At 74.4% G+C, this 18474-nt stretch carries 19 protein-coding genes; 8 read left to right on the top strand and 11 right to left on the bottom strand.

The window, feature by feature from the left end:
* Positions 1-190: 190 nt before the first annotated feature.
* Positions 191-1156: a 2,3,4,5-tetrahydropyridine-2,6-dicarboxylate N-succinyltransferase gene (gene dapD / locus NR072_RS00450; protein WP_002855156.1), complete on the bottom strand. Its 966-nt coding sequence runs from the start codon at positions 1154-1156 to the stop codon at positions 191-193.
* A 69-nt stretch (positions 1157-1225) separates the two neighbouring features.
* Here dapD and dapE point away from each other — a divergent pair, with 69 nt between their 5' ends.
* On the top strand, positions 1226-2362 hold the full coding sequence (gene dapE / locus NR072_RS00445) for a succinyl-diaminopimelate desuccinylase (protein WP_230282670.1): 1137 nt from the start codon (positions 1226-1228) through the stop codon (positions 2360-2362).
* A gap of 61 nt (positions 2363-2423) precedes the next feature.
* On the opposite strand, the gene NR072_RS00440 is transcribed toward dapE, so the two are convergent.
* From NR072_RS00440 to NR072_RS00425, 4 genes are all read right to left on the bottom strand, one after another.
* On the bottom strand, positions 2424-3311 hold the full coding sequence (locus NR072_RS00440) for an amino acid ABC transporter permease (RefSeq protein ID WP_060973725.1): 888 nt from the start codon (positions 3309-3311) through the stop codon (positions 2424-2426).
* Complete coding sequence (locus tag NR072_RS00435; RefSeq protein WP_049146610.1) at positions 3308-3988, bottom strand: amino acid ABC transporter permease; 681 nt, start codon at positions 3986-3988, stop codon at positions 3308-3310. The genes NR072_RS00440 and NR072_RS00435 overlap by 4 nt, the downstream gene beginning before the upstream one ends.
* 105 nt (positions 3989-4093) lie before the next feature.
* Positions 4094-4987, bottom strand: a complete 894-nt coding sequence (locus NR072_RS00430) for a glutamate ABC transporter substrate-binding protein (RefSeq protein ID WP_060973724.1) — start codon at positions 4985-4987, stop codon at positions 4094-4096.
* Positions 4988-5033: 46 nt separating this feature from the next.
* Positions 5034-5768: an amino acid ABC transporter ATP-binding protein gene (locus tag NR072_RS00425; protein WP_129866787.1), complete on the bottom strand. Its 735-nt coding sequence runs from the start codon at positions 5766-5768 to the stop codon at positions 5034-5036.
* Positions 5769-5946: 178 nt separating this feature from the next.
* Here NR072_RS00425 and NR072_RS00420 point away from each other — a divergent pair, with 178 nt between their 5' ends.
* The 3 genes from NR072_RS00420 (at position 5947) to NR072_RS00410 (ending at position 7442) form a co-directional block, all read left to right on the top strand.
* Entirely contained in the window at positions 5947-6750 is an 804-nt protein-coding gene (locus tag NR072_RS00420; protein ID WP_095347505.1) for a TIGR00730 family Rossman fold protein, read from the top strand.
* Complete coding sequence (locus NR072_RS00415; RefSeq protein WP_012751007.1) at positions 6747-7091, top strand: hypothetical protein; 345 nt, start codon at positions 6747-6749, stop codon at positions 7089-7091. The genes NR072_RS00420 and NR072_RS00415 overlap by 4 nt, the downstream gene beginning before the upstream one ends.
* A 180-nt stretch (positions 7092-7271) precedes the next feature.
* A complete protein-coding gene (locus NR072_RS00410) occupies positions 7272-7442 on the top strand; it encodes a DUF3117 domain-containing protein (protein ID WP_002855133.1) in 171 nt (56 codons plus the stop codon).
* A gap of 78 nt (positions 7443-7520) precedes the next feature.
* Here NR072_RS00410 and NR072_RS00405 read toward each other — a convergent pair whose 3' ends face one another.
* Positions 7521-8171, bottom strand: a complete 651-nt coding sequence (locus NR072_RS00405) for an O-methyltransferase (protein WP_256835754.1) — start codon at positions 8169-8171, stop codon at positions 7521-7523.
* Between the two features lie 196 nt (positions 8172-8367).
* On the opposite strand from NR072_RS00405, the gene NR072_RS00400 reads away from it, so the two are divergent.
* Positions 8368-9240, top strand: coding sequence for a zf-HC2 domain-containing protein (locus NR072_RS00400; RefSeq protein WP_036316484.1), 873 nt, complete (start codon positions 8368-8370; stop codon positions 9238-9240).
* A gap of 60 nt (positions 9241-9300) precedes the next feature.
* Entirely contained in the window at positions 9301-9909 is a 609-nt protein-coding gene (locus tag NR072_RS00395) for a protein translocase TatA (protein WP_036316486.1), read from the top strand.
* 48 nt (positions 9910-9957) lie between these two features.
* On the opposite strand, the gene NR072_RS00390 is transcribed toward NR072_RS00395, so the two are convergent.
* The 3 genes from NR072_RS00390 to NR072_RS00380 are packed head-to-tail and all read right to left on the bottom strand — an operon-like array spanning position 9958 to position 13190.
* A complete protein-coding gene (locus tag NR072_RS00390) occupies positions 9958-11106 on the bottom strand; it encodes an Mrp/NBP35 family ATP-binding protein (RefSeq protein ID WP_063189570.1) in 1149 nt (382 codons plus the stop codon).
* Positions 11103-11882, bottom strand: a complete 780-nt coding sequence (locus tag NR072_RS00385; protein ID WP_063189568.1) for a DUF1003 domain-containing protein — start codon at positions 11880-11882, stop codon at positions 11103-11105. Before NR072_RS00385 ends, NR072_RS00390 begins: the two co-directional genes overlap by 4 nt.
* A gap of 39 nt (positions 11883-11921) precedes the next feature.
* Positions 11922-13190, bottom strand: coding sequence for a magnesium transporter MgtE N-terminal domain-containing protein (locus NR072_RS00380; RefSeq protein ID WP_036339212.1), 1269 nt, complete (start codon positions 13188-13190; stop codon positions 11922-11924).
* Between the two features lie 92 nt (positions 13191-13282).
* Between NR072_RS00380 and NR072_RS00375 the strand changes: the two genes are divergently transcribed.
* Positions 13283-14059 (top strand): general stress protein, encoded by a 777-nt coding sequence (locus NR072_RS00375; RefSeq protein ID WP_036339215.1) that lies wholly within the window; start codon positions 13283-13285, stop codon positions 14057-14059.
* Positions 14060-14065: 6 nt separating this feature from the next.
* Here the strand turns inward: NR072_RS00375 and NR072_RS00370 are convergent, their stop codons facing one another.
* The gene (locus NR072_RS00370) at positions 14066-15871 is read right to left on the bottom strand and encodes a pyruvate kinase (protein ID WP_063189566.1); all 1806 of its coding nucleotides are present in this window, start codon (positions 15869-15871) and stop codon (positions 14066-14068) included.
* Positions 15872-15904: 33 nt separating this feature from the next.
* On the bottom strand, positions 15905-17503 hold the full coding sequence (locus NR072_RS00365) for an aminopeptidase P family protein (RefSeq protein WP_063189564.1): 1599 nt from the start codon (positions 17501-17503) through the stop codon (positions 15905-15907).
* Between the two features lie 64 nt (positions 17504-17567).
* Here NR072_RS00365 and NR072_RS00360 point away from each other — a divergent pair, with 64 nt between their 5' ends.
* On the top strand, positions 17568-18428 hold the full coding sequence (locus NR072_RS00360; RefSeq protein WP_063189562.1) for a PHP domain-containing protein: 861 nt from the start codon (positions 17568-17570) through the stop codon (positions 18426-18428).
* The last annotated feature ends 46 nt before the right edge of the window (positions 18429-18474 follow it).

Here is an 18474-nt window from a genome sequence, read left to right as displayed (position 1 = left end):
CGCGCGGGGCGGGCGCTGCTGTGCAGGAGCCGACGGCCCGCGCCGCGTGCCGCCGTCGTCGCCCCGCCCCCGGACCGCCGTGGAGCTCCGGGGGCGATAGTGGGCGTTATCCCGACGGGATACCACCGGAAATCGCCCCCAAACGCGGCGCGGAGGGAAGGGTCGCGGGCTGGCAGCCGGGTGCGCCGGGTCAGTTCGCGTGCAGCGCCGCGTTCAGTTCGACGGTCCGGCCGGCGCGGGGGAGGGCCTCGACCCCGCCCGTGGTGGAGTTGCGGCGGAACAGCAGGTTCGGCACGCCGGAGAGGTCCACGGCCTTCACGGTTCGCGCCGCCTCGCCGTCCTGCAGCACGCTCACGCGCGTGCCCGCGGTGACGTACAGACCGGCCTCGACCACGCAGTCGTCGCCGACGGAGATGCCCACGCCGGAGTTCGCGCCGAGCAGCACGTGCTCGCCGATCACGATCCGCTGGGTGCCGCCGCCGGAGAGCGTGCCCATGATGGACGCGCCGCCTCCGACGTCGGACCCGTCGCCCACCACGACGCCGGCCGAGATCCGGCCCTCCACCATCGAATGCCCCAGGGTGCCCGCGTTGAAGTTCACGAAGCCCTCGTGCATCACGGTCGTCCCCTCGGCCAGGTGGGCGCCCAGGCGCACCCGGTCCGCGTCGCCGATGCGCACCCCGGAGGGCACGACGTAGTCCGTCATGCGCGGGAACTTGTCCACGCCGTACACCTGCACGGCGCCGCGGGCACGCAGCCTCGCCCGCGTCAGCTCGAAGTCGGCGACCGCGCAGGGTCCGTGGTTCGTCCACACCACGTTGGTGAGCAGCCCGAAGACGCCGTCGAGGTTGAGCTCGTTCGGCCGCGCCAGGCGGTGCGAGAGGGCGTGCAGGCGCAGCCACGCGTCCGCAGTGGAGGCCGGGGCGGCGTCCAGGTCGACCTCCAGCTCGACGACGGCCTGCGTGGTCCCGCGGTCCGCGTCGTCCGCGGCGAGGGCGCGCAGGGTGTCGCGCAGCGAGGCGTCCGCGGCGGAGAGCGGACCGGCCACGGGCGCGGGGAACCACACGTCCAGGACGGCGCCGTCGGCGGCCGTGGTGGCCAGGCCGTGGCCGGAGACGAGACGGGGGGAGGGCTGCTGTGCGGCGGTCTGGGTCATGCGCCTCAGCCTACTGAGCGGCCGGGGCACGCTGCAGGGCGGCGAGAGGCCCGTCCGTAGACTGGACACATGAGTCTCACCCCCGTGTCCCTGCCCGACCTCGCCGATCCGGACCTCGACGTCGCGGCGCTCACCGCCATCCTGCTGGACGTGCGCTCCGTCTCGGGGGAGGAGGGGCCGCTGGCCGACGCCGTCGAGCAGGCCCTGCGCGCCCTCGGCGGCCTCGAGGTGCGGCGGTTCGGGGACGCCGTCGTCGCCCGCACCGCTCTGGGGCGGCCGACCCGCGTGATCCTGGCCGGGCACCTGGACACGGTGCCCCTGCCCACCGTGCCGGGCTCGCGCGGGACCGTGCCCTCGGCGTGGGACGGGGACGTGCTGTACGGCCGCGGAGCCGTGGACATGAAGTCCGGCGTCGCCGTGCAGCTGGCCCTGGCCGGCCGCTTCGGCCGCGCGGACGGCCCGACCCCCGTGCACGACGTCACGTGGGTGTTCTACGACCACGAGGAGGTCTCCTCGGACCTGTCGGGCCTCGCCCGCGTGGCCCGCCAGGCCCCCGAGCTGCTGGAGGGCGACTTCGCGGTGCTGCTCGAGCCGACCGACGGCGTCGTGGAGGGCGGCTGCAACGGCACGTGCCGGTACCGCGTCACCTTCTCCGGTGTCGCGGCGCACTCGGGCCGCGCCTGGCGCGGCGACAACGCGATCCACAAGCTGGCCCCCGTGCTCACCGCCCTGGCGGCGTACGAGCCGGCCACGGTCACGGTGGAGGGCCTGGAGTACCGCGAGGGGCTGCACGCGATCCGCGTGGCCGGCGGCGTCGCGGGCAACGTCATCCCGGACGAGGCGTCCGTGGACCTGAACTACCGGTTCGCGCCGGACAAGACCCTCGAGCAGGCCCACGCGCACGTCCGCACGGTGCTGGAGGGGGCCGGCGTGGACTGGGACGCCCAGGTGCGGATCGACGACGCCTCGCCCGCCGCCCGCCCCGGTCTGGACCGGCCGGCCGCCGCCGCGTTCGTCGCCGCCGTCGGGGGAGAGCCCCAGCCCAAGTACGGGTGGACGGACGTGGCCCGGTTCTCCCAGCTGGGCGTGCCCGCGGTCAACTTCGGCCCCGGCGACGCCCTCCTGGCCCACACGGACGACGAGCACGTGCCCCGCGAGGCGGTCCACGCGTGCCTCGCGGCGCTCACGGCCTGGCTGGCCGGCTGACCCGACGACGTCGGCCGGTGCCAGCCGCCCGACCTGCGGGCCCGCCTCGCCCGCCGCCCGGTCAGCCCGCCGTGTCCGTGGGCGCCCCGACGCGCGGGGTCGTGGGGGCGCTGGCGTCGCCGGCCGTCCGCGACGACAGCCGCCGCGAGAGCCGGGTGGCCGCCCAGGTGAGGAGGAAGTTGATCACGATGAAGATCATCGCGGCCACCACGAGGGACTGCAGGATGTTGCCGTTGCCGGAGCCGAGCTGGCGGGCGTACTGCAGGAGTTCGAAGAAGCCGATGAGGTAGCCCAGCGCCGAGTCCTTGAGGATCACCACGAACTGGCTCAGCAGCGACGGCAGCATGGCGATGAGGGCCTGGGGCACCTCCACGAGCCGCAGGGACTGGGTGCTCGTCATGCCCACCGCCGCGGCCGCCTCGCGCTGGCCGCGCGGCAGCGAGCGCACCCCGGAGCGCACCAGCTCCGCGATCACAGACCCGTTGTACAGGGTCAGCGCCGCGATCACCGCGTAGTACGGGCCGTCCTGGGGCTGGATCGCTCCGGAGCGCGCGACCTGTGCGAACAGCTGGTAGAAGAACACCATCATCACGAGCACCGGCACGGCCCGGAAGAACTCCACGACGACGGCGGCCAGCCAGCGCACCGGGCCGACCGGGGCCAGCCGCAGGAAGCCGAACACCAGGCCGAACACCACGGAGGAGACCACGGCGATGCCCGCGGACTGCAGGGTGAACTGCAGGCCCGGCAGGTAATAGTTCCGCCACGCGTTGCCGTCGACGGCGGCCAGCCAGCGGCGGCCGGAGAGCTGGCCGGTGGCGTTCATCTGGATCAGGACGAGCACCGCCACGGTCAGGACCGCGGCGAGGGCGACGAGGTTGGCGAGGAGGATCCGCCGGCGGGCGATCGGGCCCGGGGCGTCGAAGAGGACGGAGGCCTGGGCGCTCATCGGGCCACCGCCCATTTCTCCGAGGCCCACGTGGTCAGCAGGCCGATGGGGATGACGATCAGGCAGAAGCCGATCGCGAAGGTCAGGAAGATCGCCACCATCACGTCCGGGCTGAACTCGATCATGCGCTTCATCAGGCCCGAGGCCTCCGCCACCGACGCCGCGGCGGCGACGGTGGTGTTCTTGGTCAGCGCGATCACGGTGTTGCCGAGCGGGGTGATGGCCCCGCGCAGCGCCTGGGGCAGGATCACGTGGCGGGCCGCGGGCAGGAAGCCCAGGCCGATGGAGCGGGCGGCCTCGGCCTGCCCGAGCGGGACGGTGTTGACGCCGGAGCGGATCGCCTCGCACATGAACGCCGCGTGGTAAAGCGAGAGGGCGATCACGGCGTAGATGAAGAAGTTCAGCGTGAAGTCGGACGAGAAGCTGATCTTCAGCTGTCCCCAGACGGCGAGCACGCCGAGCAGCATGATGATCGTGAGCGGGGTGTTGCGGACCACGTTGACGTAGCCGGCGCCGAGGGCGCGCAGCGAGGGGACGGGCGAGATGCGGAACAGGGCGAGCACCACGCCGAGGACGAACGAGCCGAGGGTCGCGAGGAACGCGAGCCTGATGTTCGTCCAGAACGCGAGCGGGATGTCCGCGCCGTAGTCCGCGAGGAGCGAGGAGATCGATTCCATGAGTTCTCCGAGGGTCGGGACAAGGCTGACGGGCAGGGGAGCCGCCGGGCGGGCCGAGGGTGCCGGTTCAGCTCACGTCCCAGGCCCACCCGGCGGCGCAGGTCGTCAGGCGCAGGGCTCGAACTCGGCGTCCTCGCCGGAGTTCAGCGTCTCGTCGTAGGTGTAGCCCGTGCCCTCGGTGTTGGACTCGAGGGCCTTCTCCCACTCGCCGGAGTCCTTCATCTCCTTGATGGCTTCGTTGATGTCCTCGCACCGCTCCGAGTCCTTCGGCAGACCGACGCCGTAGCGCTCCGTGGTGAAGGTGTTGCCGACGACCTTGAACTTGCCCTTGTTGGCGTCGGCGGCGGCCAAGCCCGCGAGGATGATGTCGTCCGTGGTCACGGCGTCCACCTGGCCGGACTCGAGGTAGGTCACGCATTCGGCGTAGCCGCCCTGCTCCACCAGGTTCACGCCGGAGGCGAACTGGTCCTTGATCTTCTGGGCCGAGGTGGAGCCGGTGACGGAGCAGAGGTTCTTCCCCTCGAGGGACTCGGGGCCGGTGATCGCGGTGTCGTCCGCGCGGACCAGCAGGTCCTGGCCGGCCACGAAGTACGGGCCCGCGAAGTCGACGCGCTCCTTGCGGGCGTCCGTGATGGAGTACGTCGCGAAGATCATGTCGACCTCGCCGTTCTCCAGGGCGTTCTCCCGGTTCGCGGACGGGGTCTGGACCCACTCGATGTCCTTCTCGGCCACGCCGAGCTTGTCCGCCACGTAGCGGGCCACGTCCGTGTCGAAGCCGGTGGGCTGGGCCGAGCCCTCGCGGTAGCCCAGGCCCGGCTGGTCGAACTTGATGCCGATGCGCAGGCGCTCGCCGGAGCCGGACGACGTCGACTCGCCGGCCGAGGACGAGCCGGCGGCGTCGCCACCGCCGCCCTGCGACGAGGAGGGGGCGCAGGCGGTGAGGGACAGGGCGGCCGCGGCGGTGACGGCGGACAGGGTCAGGAGCTTCGTGCGGAGCATGGTGCTCTCCTCTGGTTCGGTGCGGTGGGGGCGACGGGGGACGGGGTCAGTGCGCGAGGATCTTGCCCAGGAAGTCCTGGGCGCGCTCGTGCCGGGGGTTCGTGAAGAAGGTGTCGGGGTCGGTGTCCTCGAGGATGGCGCCGTCGGCCATGAAGACCACGCGGTCCCCGGCCTTGCGGGCGAAGCCCATCTCATGGGTGACCACGACCATGGTCATGCCCCCCTCGGCGAGCTGGACCATGACGTCGAGGACCTCCTGCACCATCTCGGGATCGAGGGCGGAGGTCGGCTCGTCGAAGAGCAGGGCCTTCGGCTCCATCGCCAGGGCACGGGCGATGGCCACGCGCTGCTGCTGCCCGCCGGAGAGCTGGGCCGGCATCTTCCTGGCCTGGGCGGCCACGCCCACGCGCTCGAGCAGCTCCATCGCGTGCCGCTCGGCGTCCGCCCGGCGCTTGCCCTTCACCTTGATGGGCCCGAGGGTGACGTTCTCCAGGATCGACTTGTGTGCGAAGAGGTTGAACGACTGGAAGACCATGCCGATCTCGGCGCGCAGTTGGGCGAGCTGCCGGCCCTCGCTGGGGAGCGGCCGCCCGTCGATCAGGATGCGGCCGCCGTCGTCGTCGATGGTCTCGAGCCGGTTGATCGTGCGGCACAGGGTCGACTTGCCGGAGCCCGACGGGCCGAGGACGATCGCCACCTGGCCGCGCGGGATCCGCAGGTCGATCTGTCGGAGGGCGTGGAAGTCGCCGAAGTGCTTGTTCACGCCCTCGAGGACGATCAGGTCGTCGCCTGCGGCACCGCGACGGCGCCGCGTGCCGGCCTCGTCGAGGAGGTGGGCGCCGTGGGGCTGCTCAGGCGTGATCTGCGTCATGCCAATGGAATATAGCGCACGCCACACCCGGCGGGGTGCGCCGTGCGACGCCGGCCCTGGCGGCCCGCCGGCTCGTTAGGCTGACGCCATGGCCCCACATGAGCACCCCTCGGGCGGCGACGTCGCCGCCGCGCCCCAGCGCGTCCGCCGCGGCGGGCAGGTCCTGCGCGGGGAGGCGGCGCACACCCCCACGTTCGACCAGCTCCTCCTCGACGGCCGGCGGCCCGGCGACGCCGCACGCCCCGCCGCCGACGTCACCTCGACGACGTCCGAGGCCTGGCGTGTCCTGCGCATCCAGGCGGAGTTCGTCGAGGGCTTCGGCACCCTCGCGGGGCTGGGTCCCGCGGTCTCCGTGTTCGGCTCGGCGCGCACGCCCGAGGGCAGCGCCGAGTACGCCCTGGCCCACGAGGTCGGAAGCCGCTTGGCCCAGGCCGGGTACACGGTCATCACCGGCGGGGGGCCCGGCACCATGGAGGCCGCCAACCGGGGTGCCCACGAGGCCGGTGGAGAGTCCGTGGGCCTGGGCATCGATCTGCCGTTCGAGACCGGCCTGAACCCCTGGGTGCACGTGGGCGTGGACTTCCGCTACTTCTTCGTCCGCAAGGTCATGTTCCTCAAGTACGCGCAGGGGTTCATCGTGCTGCCCGGCGGCCTCGGCACCCTGGACGAGCTCTTCGAGGCCCTCACCCTCGTGCAGACCGGCACCGTCACCCGCTTTCCCGTGGTCCTCGTGGACCGCGGCTTCTGGAGCCCGCTCGTGGACTGGATCCGCGGCACGCTCGTGGAGCGCGGCATGATCTCGCCCGAGGACCCGGACCTGTTCCACCTCGTGGACACGGCCGAGGAGGCCGTCGCGTGCGTGCTCCGCTCGGCGGGGAGGGCCGACGCGTGAGCGGGCCGCAGTGGATCGTCCTGGTGGCCGTGCTCGTCGTCGTGCTGGCGGCCCTGGCCGCCGCCCTCGCGGGCCGGCTCACGCTCCGGGCCGACGACCCGGCCGGGCGGACGCCGGGGCACCCCGTGCTGCTGCCGGAGCGGCCGCGCGCGGCGGATGTCGACCTGCTGCGGTTGGCCGTCGCGGTGCCCGGCTACCAGCGGGACCAGGTGGACGCCGTCCTGCTGCGGCTGCGGGACGCCCTGGCGCAGTGCGAGGACGAGGTGACCGCCCTGCGGGCCCGGGTGGCCGAGCTCGAGGCCGCCGACCCGTCCCGGAGCGATCCGGCGGGGCGTGCCTGAGTCGCGGGCCGGGCTCGGTGCAGGCCATCGTTTGGCGCGAGCACGCGGAATCCGCGATAATGGTGATGTGACCGGCCTCGCGCACGCTCGCGTGCGGGGGCGCCGGAGGCGTCCGGACAGCGCCCGCTCCCGCGGTCGCCGGACGCCGTGACGGGAACATCATCCAGAAGGGAAGTCGCAATGGCCGCCATGAAGCCCCGCACCGGGGACGGTCCCATGGAAGTGACCAAGGAGGGGCGCAGCCTGATCATGCGCGTGCCGATCGACGGCGGCGGCCGTCTCGTGCTGGAGATCAACGCGGACGAGGCCCGCGAGCTCAAGGAGTGCCTCGAGGGCGTCATCCAGGCCTGAGCCCGGACCCCTTCGACGCGGACGCCCCGCGCACCGTCACGGTGCGCGGGGCGTCCGCGTTCCCGGCGACGCCGCGGATCAGCGGCGCACCGCGATCAGCACGCCCGTGCCGGAGGGGACGACGGCGGACAGCCAGTGCTCGTCCTCCCGGATGAGGCGGTCCACCGCCCGGGCGGACACGGTGGACTCGTCGCGCACGGCGGGCCGGGGAACGCGGTCGCCGTCGAGGGCGTCCACCACGACGAGCACGCCGCCGGGGGCGAGCATGCGCGCGGCCTGCTCGACGTCGAACTGACGTGCGGCCGGGTCCCCGTCCACCAGGACCATCTCATAGGCGCCGCTCGTGAGCCGGGGGAGGACGAGCCGGGAGCGCCCCGTGATCATGCGGGTGCAGCTCGTGGGCAGGCGGGCCTCCGAGAACGCCTCGCGGGCCGCGCGCTGTGCCTCCGCGTCCGGGTCCACGGTGGTGAGGACCGTGCGCTCGGGCAGACCGCGCATCAGGGCGAGACCCGAGACGCCGGCGCCCGTGCCCACCTCCACGACCGCCGCGGGGGCACGCGTGGCCGCCAGCACCGTCAACAGGGCCGCCGTCCCCTCACTCACCGGCGGCACCTCCAGCTCGGCGGCGCGCTCGCGGGCGCGCAGGACGACGTCGTCTTCGGTGGCCCGGCTCTCCGACCAGGCCCAGGACGCGTGCTTGTCGGTGGGCTGGGGCTGCAGGGCGCTCATGGGTGACTCCGGGACGACGACGGCGGGACCTCGCCCGCGGCACGGGCGACGCGGGCCAGTGTACGGGTCGGCACGCGGCCGCGACCCAGAGTTCTCCCAGGAGGCGGGCCGATGATAGGACACGGCACGAACCGGCTCCCGCCATGTGGGAGGCCGTTCGCCGGGCCGAGGACGCGAGGACCGAGGAGGTGGCCGCATGGGACGTCGACACACCCAGCGCCACATGGACGCCTACCTCGAGGGCGCCCTCCCCGCCGCGTCCCGGGCGCGCATCGCCCGCCACCTGGACCGCTGCCCCGAGTGCCGCGCCACGGTCCAGGCCCGGGCCCGCGTGCTCGACGCCGCCCGCACGGTGCACCAGCGTCCGGCGGGCGCCGTCGTCGCCCCGGTGCTGCGCGCCCGCGGCGTCTCCGGCCGCCTCGTGGTGGGGCTGCTCACCTTCGTCGTCCTGCTCGGCGGGCTGTTCACCGCGGTCTGGGTGGCCGGCGCGCCCCGCGCCACGGCCGTGCGCACGGCCCCGACCCCGACGGACACCGTCGCCCTGCCGGCAGCCGGGACCGCGTCGACGGACCGGCGCGGAACCGTCGCGGAGCTGCGGGGTCAGGGCTGGACGGTGCCCTCCCTCGTGGGGGCCGGCCTGGAGCCGCTCACCGTGGACACCGCCCAGACGGCCGAGGACGTGGAGGTCGTCGTCGGCTGGGGTCGGGACGAGCCGACCGTGACCGTCCGCGAGTGCCGACCCCGGATCGTGGGAGCCGCCCCGGAGGGCTGTGCCTCGACCGCGCCCCTGAGCACGGGGGCGCAGGAGCGTCGACTGGCCGGCGGCGGCGTCTACCGGATCGTCCCGGCGGGGGGCGAGGACGGCTGGACGGCCGAGCTGACCACGCCGCAGGCCGCCTACCGCGTGGAGGCCACCCTGCCGGACGAGCGCGCGGACGCGGTCCTCACCCACCTGCTGGTCTCCGAGCGGGCACGGGTGCTCGAGCTGGGCGGCGGAGACGCCGTCGAGGAGCGCCTGGAGCGAGGCCTCGAACGCATCGCGGACGCCGTGCCGCGCCCCCGCGGCTGAGCCGCCCCGCCCCCGCGGCTCCGGGCTGTGGGGCGGTGCCGCTCTAGTAGAGTTCGGAGGGTGTTAGGTATCAACGGCAGCGAGTTCATCATCTTGGCGGTGCTCGCGATCGTCATCCTCGGGCCGGAGAAGCTCCCCGAGTACACGCGCGCCTTCACCGACTGGCTGCGCGTCATGCGCGACAAGGCCGAGGGTGCCAAGGCGCAGTTCAAGGAGGAGACCGGCACGGACTTCGACGAGGTGGACTGGCGCAAGTACGACCCCCGCCAGTACGACCCGCGCCGCATCATCCGCGACGCGCTCCGCGAGCCCGCCGACGGCTCGTCCACGCCCGCGTCCCGGGCGGCGCAGGCGACGGGCATCAGCGCCGAGGACGTGCACGGCGGCCTCACCCACCAGGACCTGGCGGACATGGATCCGCGGACGCTCTTCCGCCGCCCCGCCGGGGGCGGCAGCACCGCCGCCGCGGAGTCCGTCGCCGCCGCACAGACTCGGTCCACCGCGCCCGCCGCGGGGGCGGCCGCCGTGGGCGGTGCCGCCGCAGCCCTGATGGCCTCCGGCCGCGCCGAGGCCCTCGCAGAGGAGCGTCCTGCCGCCGTCGAGACCGAACCGGACCCCCTCGAGCTGCTCGGGCTGGCGCCCGCCCCCTTCGACGTCGACGCGACCTGACGCCGTCGCGCGCGTCGGGTGCCCCGGCCGGGGCGCCGGCACCCGAGGTCAGCGAGGGGTGAACGGCAGGGGTCGCCCGGCCAGCCCGCGCGGTCGCACGGCCACCCGCTGCGCGATCTGCGTCAGCGCCCGGCCCGCGGGGCTCTCCGGCGCGGACACCACCACGGGTTCGCCGGCGTCGCCGCCCGCGCGCAGCGCCGGGTCCAGGGGGACGGTGCCCAGCAGCGGCACCTGAGTGTCCAGCACCCCGGACAGCCGCTCCGCCACCTCGGCACCGCCGCCGGTCCCGAACACATCCAGCACGGTGCCGTCCGGCAGGGTCATCGGCCCCATGTTCTCCACGACGCCGGCCACGGTCTGCCCCGTCTGCTCCGCCAGCTGACCGGCGCGCGCGGCCACCTGCGCGGCGGCGTGCTGCGGCGTGGTCACCACGAGCAGCTCCGAGGCGGGCAGCAGCTGCGCCGTCGAGATCGCGATGTCCCCGGTGCCCGGGGGCAGGTCCACGAGCAGCACGTCCAGGTCGCCCCAGTGCACGTCCGTGACGAACTGCTCGAGCGCGCGGTGCAGCATCGGCCCGCGCCAGGCCACCGGCCGGTCCGCGTCGAGGAACATGCCGATCGAGATGACCTTCACGTCCCGCACCACGGGGGGCAGGATCATCCGGTCCAGCTTGGTCGGGGTGGCGGTCACGCCCAGGAGCCCGGGGATGGAGTAGCCGTGCACGTCCGCGTCGATCAGGCCGACGGCGAGCCCGCGCGCGGCGAGCGCGACCGCGAGGTTGGCCGTGACCGAGGACTTGCCCACGCCGCCCTTGCCCGAGGCCACCGCGAGGACGCGCGTGAGCGTGTCCTTCCCGAACGGGTTCGTCGGCCGGGCCGCGCGCAGGGCGTCCTGCAGCGCCAGGCGGCGCTCGGGCTCCATGACCCCGACGCGCACGTCCACGGACCCGCAGCCGGGCACGTCGGCGACGGCGGCGGCCACGTCCGTCTGGATCGTCCCGCGCAGGGGGCACGCGGCGATCGTGAGCAGGACCGCGACCTCGACGACGCCCGGGGCGGTCTCCAGGACCGACTCCACCATGCCGAGGTCGGTGATCGGGCGGCGGATCTCGGGGTCCTGGACCGTGGCGAGCCGTTCCAGCACCCGGCGCTCGAGGTCGGTGCGGACCTCGGGCACGGGCAGGCCCAGGGCGCTCATCGGCCGCCCCCGTCCACCGGGCCCGCACCGTCGGCGGGACCGGCCGCCGGACCGGACCCCCCGGCCTCGCGGGCCTCCTGGGCCGCGAGGGTGGCGAGCGTGGTGGTCGTGGGCTCGGCGCCGGCGTCGCCGCGCCGCGCATCCCGGCCGCGGCCCTTGGTCTTCTTGTTCTTGCGGGGCTGGGCCTCGGCGCCCGGGAGGCCGGCGCGCAGCTCCTCCCGGATCTCCTCCCGGATCTCCTCCCGCAGCTCGGCGCGCAGCGCCTCGCGGAGGTCGTCCCTGAGGTCGTCCTGGACGCCGCGCAGCTCGCCGCGCACGAAGTCGCGCGTGGCGACCTCCTGGACGGCCAGCCGCAGACCGGCGATCTCGCGGGTGAGGAACTCGGTGTCGGCGAGGTTGCGCTCGGCGCGGTCACGGTCCTCGCGCAGCGCGACCCTGTCCCGGTCGTCCTGGCGGTTCTGCGCCAGCAGGAGCAGGGGTGCGGCGTAGGACGCCTGGAGGGAGAGCATGAGCGTGAGCGCGGTGAAGCCGAGCTCGGCGGAGTCGAACCGCCACTCCATCGGGCCGAACGTGTTCCAGCCCAGCCAGGCGGCGCAGAACAGCGTCATCCAGACGAGGAACTGCGGGGTGCCCATGAAGCGGGCGATGCCCTCGGTGGCCTCGCCGAAGGCGTCCGGGTTCGGGGCCAGCCGGGGCACGCGGCGCCCGCTGGCGCTCAGCGGGGTGTCCAGGCCGGTGCCGCGGCCCGGGCGCAGGTCTCGCGCGGTCTGGGTCATGCTCACACCTCCGGTGTCGTGCGGCGGCGGGCCGCGGGGTCAGGTTGCGGGGCGGGTCTCGGCGTCGTCGAGGTCCATGGCCCGCCAGTCGTCGGGCAGGATGTGGTCGAGCAGATCGTCCACGCTCACGGCCCCGACGACGCGGTCCTGCTCGTTCACCACGGGGATGCACGTGAGGTTGTAGGTCGCGAGCTCGCGGGTCACGTGGGCGATGGGGGCGAGGTCCGAGACGGGCTCGAGGTCCTTGTCCATGATGTTGCCGATCGCCTCCGGCGGCGGGTAGCGCAGCAGGCGCTGGAAGTGGACGACGCCGAGGAACCGGCCCGTCGGCGTCTCCAGCGGCGGCCGGGCCACGATCACGAGCGAGGCCAGCGCGGGGGAGATCTCCTGCTGTCGGATGGTCGCCATGGCCTCGGCCACGGTGGCCTCCGGGGGGAGGATGACCGGCACGGGGGTCATGAGCGAGCCCGCCGTGCCCTCCTCGTACTCGAGCAGGCGCCGGACGTCCTCGGCGTCCTCCGGCTCCATGCGTTCGAGCAGCAGCTCCTGCTGGGAGTCGGGCAGCTCGTGGAGCAGGTCCGCCGCGTCATCCGGGTCCATCTCCTCCAGGACGTCGGCGGCGCGGTCGATGTCCAGCTGGGAGAGGATCTGCACCTGGTCGTCGTCGGGCAGCTCCTGGAGCACGTCCGCGAGGCGTTCGTCCTGCAGCTCGCTGGCGACCTCGACGCGGCGCTTCTCCGACATGTCGTGGAGCATGTCCGCCAGGTCGGCGGGCTTGAGGTCCTCGTGCGCGGCGAGGAAGCTCGTGGCCCCCTGCGGGTCGGCCTGCGCCGTCCAGCGGGCCTCGTCCCAGTTCAGCAGGAGGTGCTCGCCCCGCTGGGCGCGGCCGAAGGGGCCGCGGCCGACGATGCGGCGCACGTACAGGTCCGAGACCAGCCAGTCGCCGTTGCGCTGCTGCTCCAGCCCGATGTCCTCCAGGAAGGCCTCGCCCGACCCGTCGGAGAGGCGCACCTTCCGGTCGAAGAGGTCGGCGGCCACCATCTGCTCGGCGCCACGGCGGGAGAACCGGCGCAGGTTGATCAGCCCGGTCGTGATGATCCGGCCCGAGTCCATGGACGTCACCCGCGTCATCGGGACGAAGACGCGCTTCTTGCCGGGGACCTCGATCACGAGGCCGGTGGCGAACGGGGCTGCGGCGGGGCCGCGGTCCAGCACGACGACGTCGCGCAGCCGTCCCAGGCGGTCGCCGAGGGGGTCGAAGACGTCCAGGCCCAGCAGGCGGGCCACGAAGATCTTGGGGGAGCTCACCGACCCAGCCTACGGCGTGCCGGACCGCGGCTCCGTGTCCGCGTACGGCGGACCGCCGCCCGCCCGGGCGCCGGGCCGGGCACAATGGGTCCATGTCGTTCATGATGTCCAACCCTCAGCCCGGCGCCGAGCAGGGCCTGCCCCGCGGAGAGCTGCTGGCCACCTACGCCACCTACGCGCAGGCGCGCGAGCAGGTGGACCGCCTCGCCGCCACGGACTTCCCCGTGAGCGCCGTGTCGATCGTGGGCAAGGACCTGCGGGTCGTGGAGCGGGTGCGCGGCCGGCTGAACTACGCCCAGGTGGCGTTGTCCGCGGGAGTGCGCGGCGTGTTCTTCGGTGGACTGATCGGCGTGTTCCTCTACCTGCTGGCCCCCGAGGCCGGCCCGGGGCAGATCCTCACCTCCATGCTGCTGGGCCTGGCGGTGTGGCTGATCTTCGGCGTGATCGGCTTCGCGATGCGTCGGGGCCAGCACGGCTTCGCGTCCTCGCAGGCCGTCGTGCCCACGGCCTTCGACCTCGTGGTCGCGTTCGACCACGCCGCCCGCGCCCGCCAGGAGCTGGGCCTGGGCGGTGCCGCGGCCCCGACGCCGCCCGCGGCCCCGCAGCCGGCGCCCGCGCCCGCCGCGGAGGAGGCCGAGGACGGGCCCGTGCAGGCCACCCCGGCCGCCGCGCCGTCGTCGGGCGGGTCCCACGCGGCGCCCGCTCCCGGCGGACCCGAGGCGCCGGCCCGGCCCGTCCCGGAGGCGGACCCCGCGCCCACCGGCCTGGACCGCTCCTACGGCGTGACCCTGCCCCCGGAGGAGGTCGCCAAGCTCATCGAGGCGCGCGGCGGCCACCCGCCCCGGCCCCAGGACGAGCCGCGCGGCTGAGCCCCGTCAGAGGGACCAGGACTCGAGCCGCCGGAGCATGTCGCGCTTCTTGCTCGCATGACCGTGCATCCGGCCCAGGATGTCGCCGAGGACGGTGACGGCGCGGTCGATGTACGGGCCCTTGTTCAGCATCGCGGCCTCGGCCCGCTGCGCCATCGCGGCGTCCGTGATCTCCGCCCGTGAGGGCAGGCCGGTCTTGGCGAGGGACTCGAGGACCTGGGTGGCCCAGATCGCGGGCACGTGCGCCGCCTCGCACAGCCACAGGATCTCCTCCTGCAGCTCGGCCATCCGTGCGAAGCCGGCCTCCACCGCCAGGTCGCCCCGGGCGATCATCACCCCGACGTCCCGCCAGCGCATCGCCTCGAGCAGCATCCGCGGCAGCTGCCGGAAGGCCTCCACCGTCTCGATCTTCAGCGTGATGTCCACGTCCGGCGCGTCCTCGGCCTCGAGCGCGTCGATCAGCTGGGCCACGTCCTCGGCCGAGCGGACGAAGGACATGTTCACCATGTCCGCCTGGCGGGCCGCGAACGGGATGTGGGCGAGGTCCTCGTCCGTGAGGGCCGGGATGTCCAGGTGCGTGTCCGGGAAGTTCACGCCCTTCTCCGCCTTGAGCTTCGCCCCGCGCGGGCCGGCCTGGGTCACCTCGAGGGTGATCTCGTCGTCGGACACCCCCGTGATCCGCGCGCCGATCCGCCCGTCGTCGAGGGAGACCCGGTCGCCGACCGCCGCGTCCGCGAACGCCTGCGCCAGGGTGAGGCCGATCCGGTAGGGCGGCGCGTCGACCGCGGGGACCGGCTCGAGCGAGCGGGTCAGCACGATCTGCTCGCCCTCATGCACGCGCATCGACTGCTCGAGCGGGGGCAGCTGGCCCACCTCGAGCGGACCGTGCGGCGTCGTCAGCGCCGTGCCCGTCGCCCAGTAGACCGTCTTCTCCGCCCGCACGAGCACGCCCTCGCCGTCCACCTGCTCGACCTCCAGCCTGCGGTGTGCACCCCGCGCGTCGGTCAGCTCGATCTCGTCGCCGCGCTGCAGGCCCGCCAGGGTCGTCCCCTCCGGGGCCGCCAGCGGCACGACGACGGCGCCCTCCGGCCCGTGAGCCGCGGCCACGGCGTCGTGGGGCCCGGCGGTGAGCCACACGCGGGAGGGCTCGGTGACGGTCCCGGAGGCGTCCCGGGTGGGCTTCACCTTCACGACGCGCGGTCCCGGCTCGATGGGGCCCGTGCGCACCTTCGGCCCGGCCAGGTCCATCGCGACCAGGGGCGCGGGCCGGCCCGCACCGGCGCACCGGCGGACCGCCGCGATCATGGCGGCCCACGCCTGCTCGTCGTCGTGGGCGCAGTTCACGCGCGCCAGGTCCATGCCGGCCTCGGCGATCCGGACCACGAGCTCCGGGTCCGTGGCGGCCTCGGAGGGCATGGTCACCATGATGCGCGCGTCCCGGTCGCCGCGGGCCGGACCGAGCAGGCTCGCCGCGTTGCGGGCGAGGATGGCGCGGCCCTCGGCGGAGGTCAGGGCGTCGTCCTCGGGCGCGGGGGCGGGGTCGCCGTCGAGCGCGCGGGCGGCGGCCAGCACCGCGTCCACGTGGCCCAGCACGCCGGCCTCCATGCGGCCCAGAGAGGACAGTCCGGCGTCGCTCAGTGCCTCCTGCAGGGGCCGCAGGTCGGTGCCGCGCAGGGCGACGTAGTGCACGAGGTTCCGGGCCGAGGCCCGGTGGCGCTCCCGGACGCGGGAGATGAGGTCGGCGTGCTCCGCCTCGGCGGAGAGGAGGCGGTCGCGGAGGGCGGTAAGCTCGGTGGTCAGGTCGATACCCATGGTCCGAACCCTAGGGGCGCCCTCCGCGCCGGATCACGCCTGGAGCCGCGCCATCCAGGCCTCGATCTCGTCCGGGGTGCGGGGGAGGACCGCGGAGAGGTTCTCGGCCCCGTCCTCGGTCACGAGGATGTCGTCCTCGATGCGCACGCCGATGCCGCGGTACTCCTCGGGGACGGCCAGGTCCTCCTCCTTGAAGTACAGACCCGGCTCGATCGTGAAGACCATGCCCGGCTCGAGCACGCCGTCCAGGTAGAGCTCCCGCTTGGCCTGCGCGCAGTCGTGCACGTCGAGGCCGAGGTGGTGCGAGGTGCCGTGGGGCATCCAGCGCCGGTGGTGCTGGCCCTCGTCCGAGAGCGCGACCTCGGCCGAGACCGGCAGCAGGCCCCAGCCGTCGAGGCGGTCGACGAGCACCCGCATGGCCTCGGCGTGGAGCTCGCGGAACCGGATGCCGGGGCGCACGATCGCGAAGGCGGCGTCCGCGGCGTCGAGGACCGCCTGGTAGATGCGGCGCTGCACGTCCGTGAACGTGCCGGACACGGGCAGGGTGCGGGTGATGTCCGCGGTGTAGAGGGAGTCGTCCTCGACGCCGGCGTCGAGCAGCAGCAGCTCACCCGGGCGCACGGCGCCCGTGTTGCGGATCCAGTGCAGGATCGTGGCGTTGTTGCCGGAGGCCGCGATCGTGTCGTAGCCCAGGTCGTTGCCCTCGAGGCGGGCGCGGGCGAAGAAGGCGCCCTCGACCACGCGTTCGCCGCGGTCGTGTCCCACGGCGCGCGGCAGGGCCCGCACGACGTCCTCGAAGCCCGCGATGGTCGCGGCCACCGAGGCGCGCATCCGCTCGACCTCCCACGCGTCCTTGACCAGGCGCAGCTCGGAGAGGAACTCGGCGGTCTGGGCGTCGGCCTCGGCCGCGGCGGCCAGGTCCACGCCGGCCTCGGTCCGGACGGCGGCCAGCAGCGCGTCCACGTCCTGGTCGGTCTCGGCCAGCAGCCGCACCGCGGTGCCGTCCGCGGCCACGTTCTTGGTGACGGCGGACTCGAGCTCCTCGAGCCCCACCGTGCGCAGACCCGTGCGGGCGGCCAGGCCGGCCAGGGTCGGACGGGGGCCGATCCAGAACTCGCCCGAGCGCGAGTCCGCGTAGAACTGCTCGGTGTCCCGGCCGGCCAGGGGACGGAAGTACAGGGTGGCGGTGTGGTCCGTGCCGTCGTCGCCGGCGCCCGGGTCCGCGGGCTCGAGCACGAGCACGGCGTCCGGCTCGTGGTCCACGCCGAGGCCCGTCAGGTGGGCGAACGCGGAGTGCGCGCGGAAGCGGTAGTCGGTGTCGTTCGAGCGGACCTTGAGGCGGCCGGCCGGCACCACGATCCGCTCGCCCGGGAAGCGCGCGGAGACGGCGGCCCGCCGCCGGGCGGCGTACGGGGCAGAGGCGTCGGGATCGGGCAGGGCCTGCGACGAGGGCGCCCAGCCGGAGGCCATGAAGTCGCGGAAGGCGTTCGAGGCGGGGCGCTGCGAGCGGTTGTCGACGCGCTCGGCCAGCGGCTGGGGGTTCACCGCGCCGGCGCCGTCGGCGCCCGCCTCGGGGGTGGCGGCGGGCTGGTCGGGGGCGGTCTGGGCGGGGTGCTGTGCGGCATCGGTCATGCCCTCCATCATGGCACCGGTGGGCGCGGGCAGGTCGGGGCCGCCGCGCGCGGGTCTCGGTACCATGGCCGCCATGGCCCGCTACGACCTGCACACGCACTCGACCGAGTCCGACGGCACCGAGCCGCCGGCCGACGTGGTGCGTGCGGCGGCGCGGGCCGGGCTGGACGGCCTCGCGCTCACCGACCACGACACGACCGCCGGCTGGGCCGAGGCCGCCCAGGCCGCGCGGGAGACCGGGCTGACGCTCGTGCCCGGCATGGAGATGTCCTGCACCTCCGCCGACGGCGTGAGCGTGCACGTGCTCAGCTACCTGCACGACCCCGAGGACCCCGCCCTGCTGCGGGAGGTCGGCCTGGCCCGCGACGCGCGGCTGATCCGGGCGCAGGAGATGGTGCGGCGCCTGGGCGCGGACTTCCCGATCACGTGGGAGCTGGTCCAGGAGCACGCGGCGGAGAACGCGACGATCGGCCGGCCCCACCTGGCCGACGCCCTCGTGACGATCGGGGCCGTCCCGGACCGGTCCGCGGCGTTCCGGGAGATCCTCGCCGGCCGGTCCAAGTACTACGTGCCGCACTTCGCCCCGGACCCGGCCGAGGCGGTCGCGCTCATCCGGGCCGCCGGCGGGGTGCCGGTGTTCGCGCATCCCCGGGCGCGCATGCGGGGCCGCGTGGTGGGCGACGAGGTGTTCGAGCAGATGGCCGAGGCCGGACTGGCGGGGGTCGAGGTCGAGCACCGGGACAACCCGGCGGAGGAGCGCACCTGGCTGCGCGCGTTCGCGGACCGGCACGGACTGTTCGTCACCGGCTCGTCCGACTACCACGGCACCGGCAAGCCCAATCCGATCGGCGAGCACACCACGGGCGCGGAGGTGCTCGCCGAGATCGAGCGGCAGGGCACCGGCACGGCGATCATCCGCGGCTGAACCCGGACGGCCCGGGCGACGGCGGAGGATCCGTTGCGCGAATGAC

Source organism: Micrococcus sp. Mcc89 (assembly GCF_024519795.1).
GTDB classification, from domain to species: domain Bacteria; phylum Actinomycetota; class Actinomycetes; order Actinomycetales; family Micrococcaceae; genus Micrococcus; species Micrococcus luteus.
The sequence above is the reverse complement of the archived record's forward strand: the minus strand, read 5'-3'. Positions and strand labels throughout refer to the sequence as shown.

Bases quoted from the DNA above. Each gene is read 5' to 3' on its own strand.
- dapD (WP_002855156.1), bottom strand. From the start codon at position 1,156: ATGACCCAGACCGCCGCACAGCAGCCCTCCCCCCGTCTCGTCTCCGGC.
- dapE (WP_230282670.1), top strand. From the start codon at position 1,226: ATGAGTCTCACCCCCGTGTCCCTGCCCGACCTCGCCGATCCGGACCTC.
- NR072_RS00440 (WP_060973725.1), bottom strand. From the start codon at position 3,311: ATGAGCGCCCAGGCCTCCGTCCTCTTCGACGCCCCGGGCCCGATCGCC.
- NR072_RS00435 (WP_049146610.1), bottom strand. From the start codon at position 3,988: ATGGAATCGATCTCCTCGCTCCTCGCGGACTACGGCGCGGACATCCCG.
- NR072_RS00430 (WP_060973724.1), bottom strand. From the start codon at position 4,987: ATGCTCCGCACGAAGCTCCTGACCCTGTCCGCCGTCACCGCCGCGGCC.
- NR072_RS00420 (WP_095347505.1), top strand. From the start codon at position 5,947: ATGGCCCCACATGAGCACCCCTCGGGCGGCGACGTCGCCGCCGCGCCC.
- NR072_RS00410 (WP_002855133.1), top strand. From the start codon at position 7,272: ATGGCCGCCATGAAGCCCCGCACCGGGGACGGTCCCATGGAAGTGACC.
- NR072_RS00405 (WP_256835754.1), bottom strand. From the start codon at position 8,171: ATGAGCGCCCTGCAGCCCCAGCCCACCGACAAGCACGCGTCCTGGGCC.
- NR072_RS00400 (WP_036316484.1), top strand. From the start codon at position 8,368: ATGGGACGTCGACACACCCAGCGCCACATGGACGCCTACCTCGAGGGC.
- NR072_RS00390 (WP_063189570.1), bottom strand. From the start codon at position 11,106: ATGAGCGCCCTGGGCCTGCCCGTGCCCGAGGTCCGCACCGACCTCGAG.
- NR072_RS00385 (WP_063189568.1), bottom strand. From the start codon at position 11,882: ATGACCCAGACCGCGCGAGACCTGCGCCCGGGCCGCGGCACCGGCCTG.
- NR072_RS00375 (WP_036339215.1), top strand. From the start codon at position 13,283: ATGTCGTTCATGATGTCCAACCCTCAGCCCGGCGCCGAGCAGGGCCTG.
- NR072_RS00370 (WP_063189566.1), bottom strand. From the start codon at position 15,871: ATGGGTATCGACCTGACCACCGAGCTTACCGCCCTCCGCGACCGCCTC.
- NR072_RS00365 (WP_063189564.1), bottom strand. From the start codon at position 17,503: ATGACCGATGCCGCACAGCACCCCGCCCAGACCGCCCCCGACCAGCCC.
- NR072_RS00360 (WP_063189562.1), top strand. From the start codon at position 17,568: ATGGCCGCCATGGCCCGCTACGACCTGCACACGCACTCGACCGAGTCC.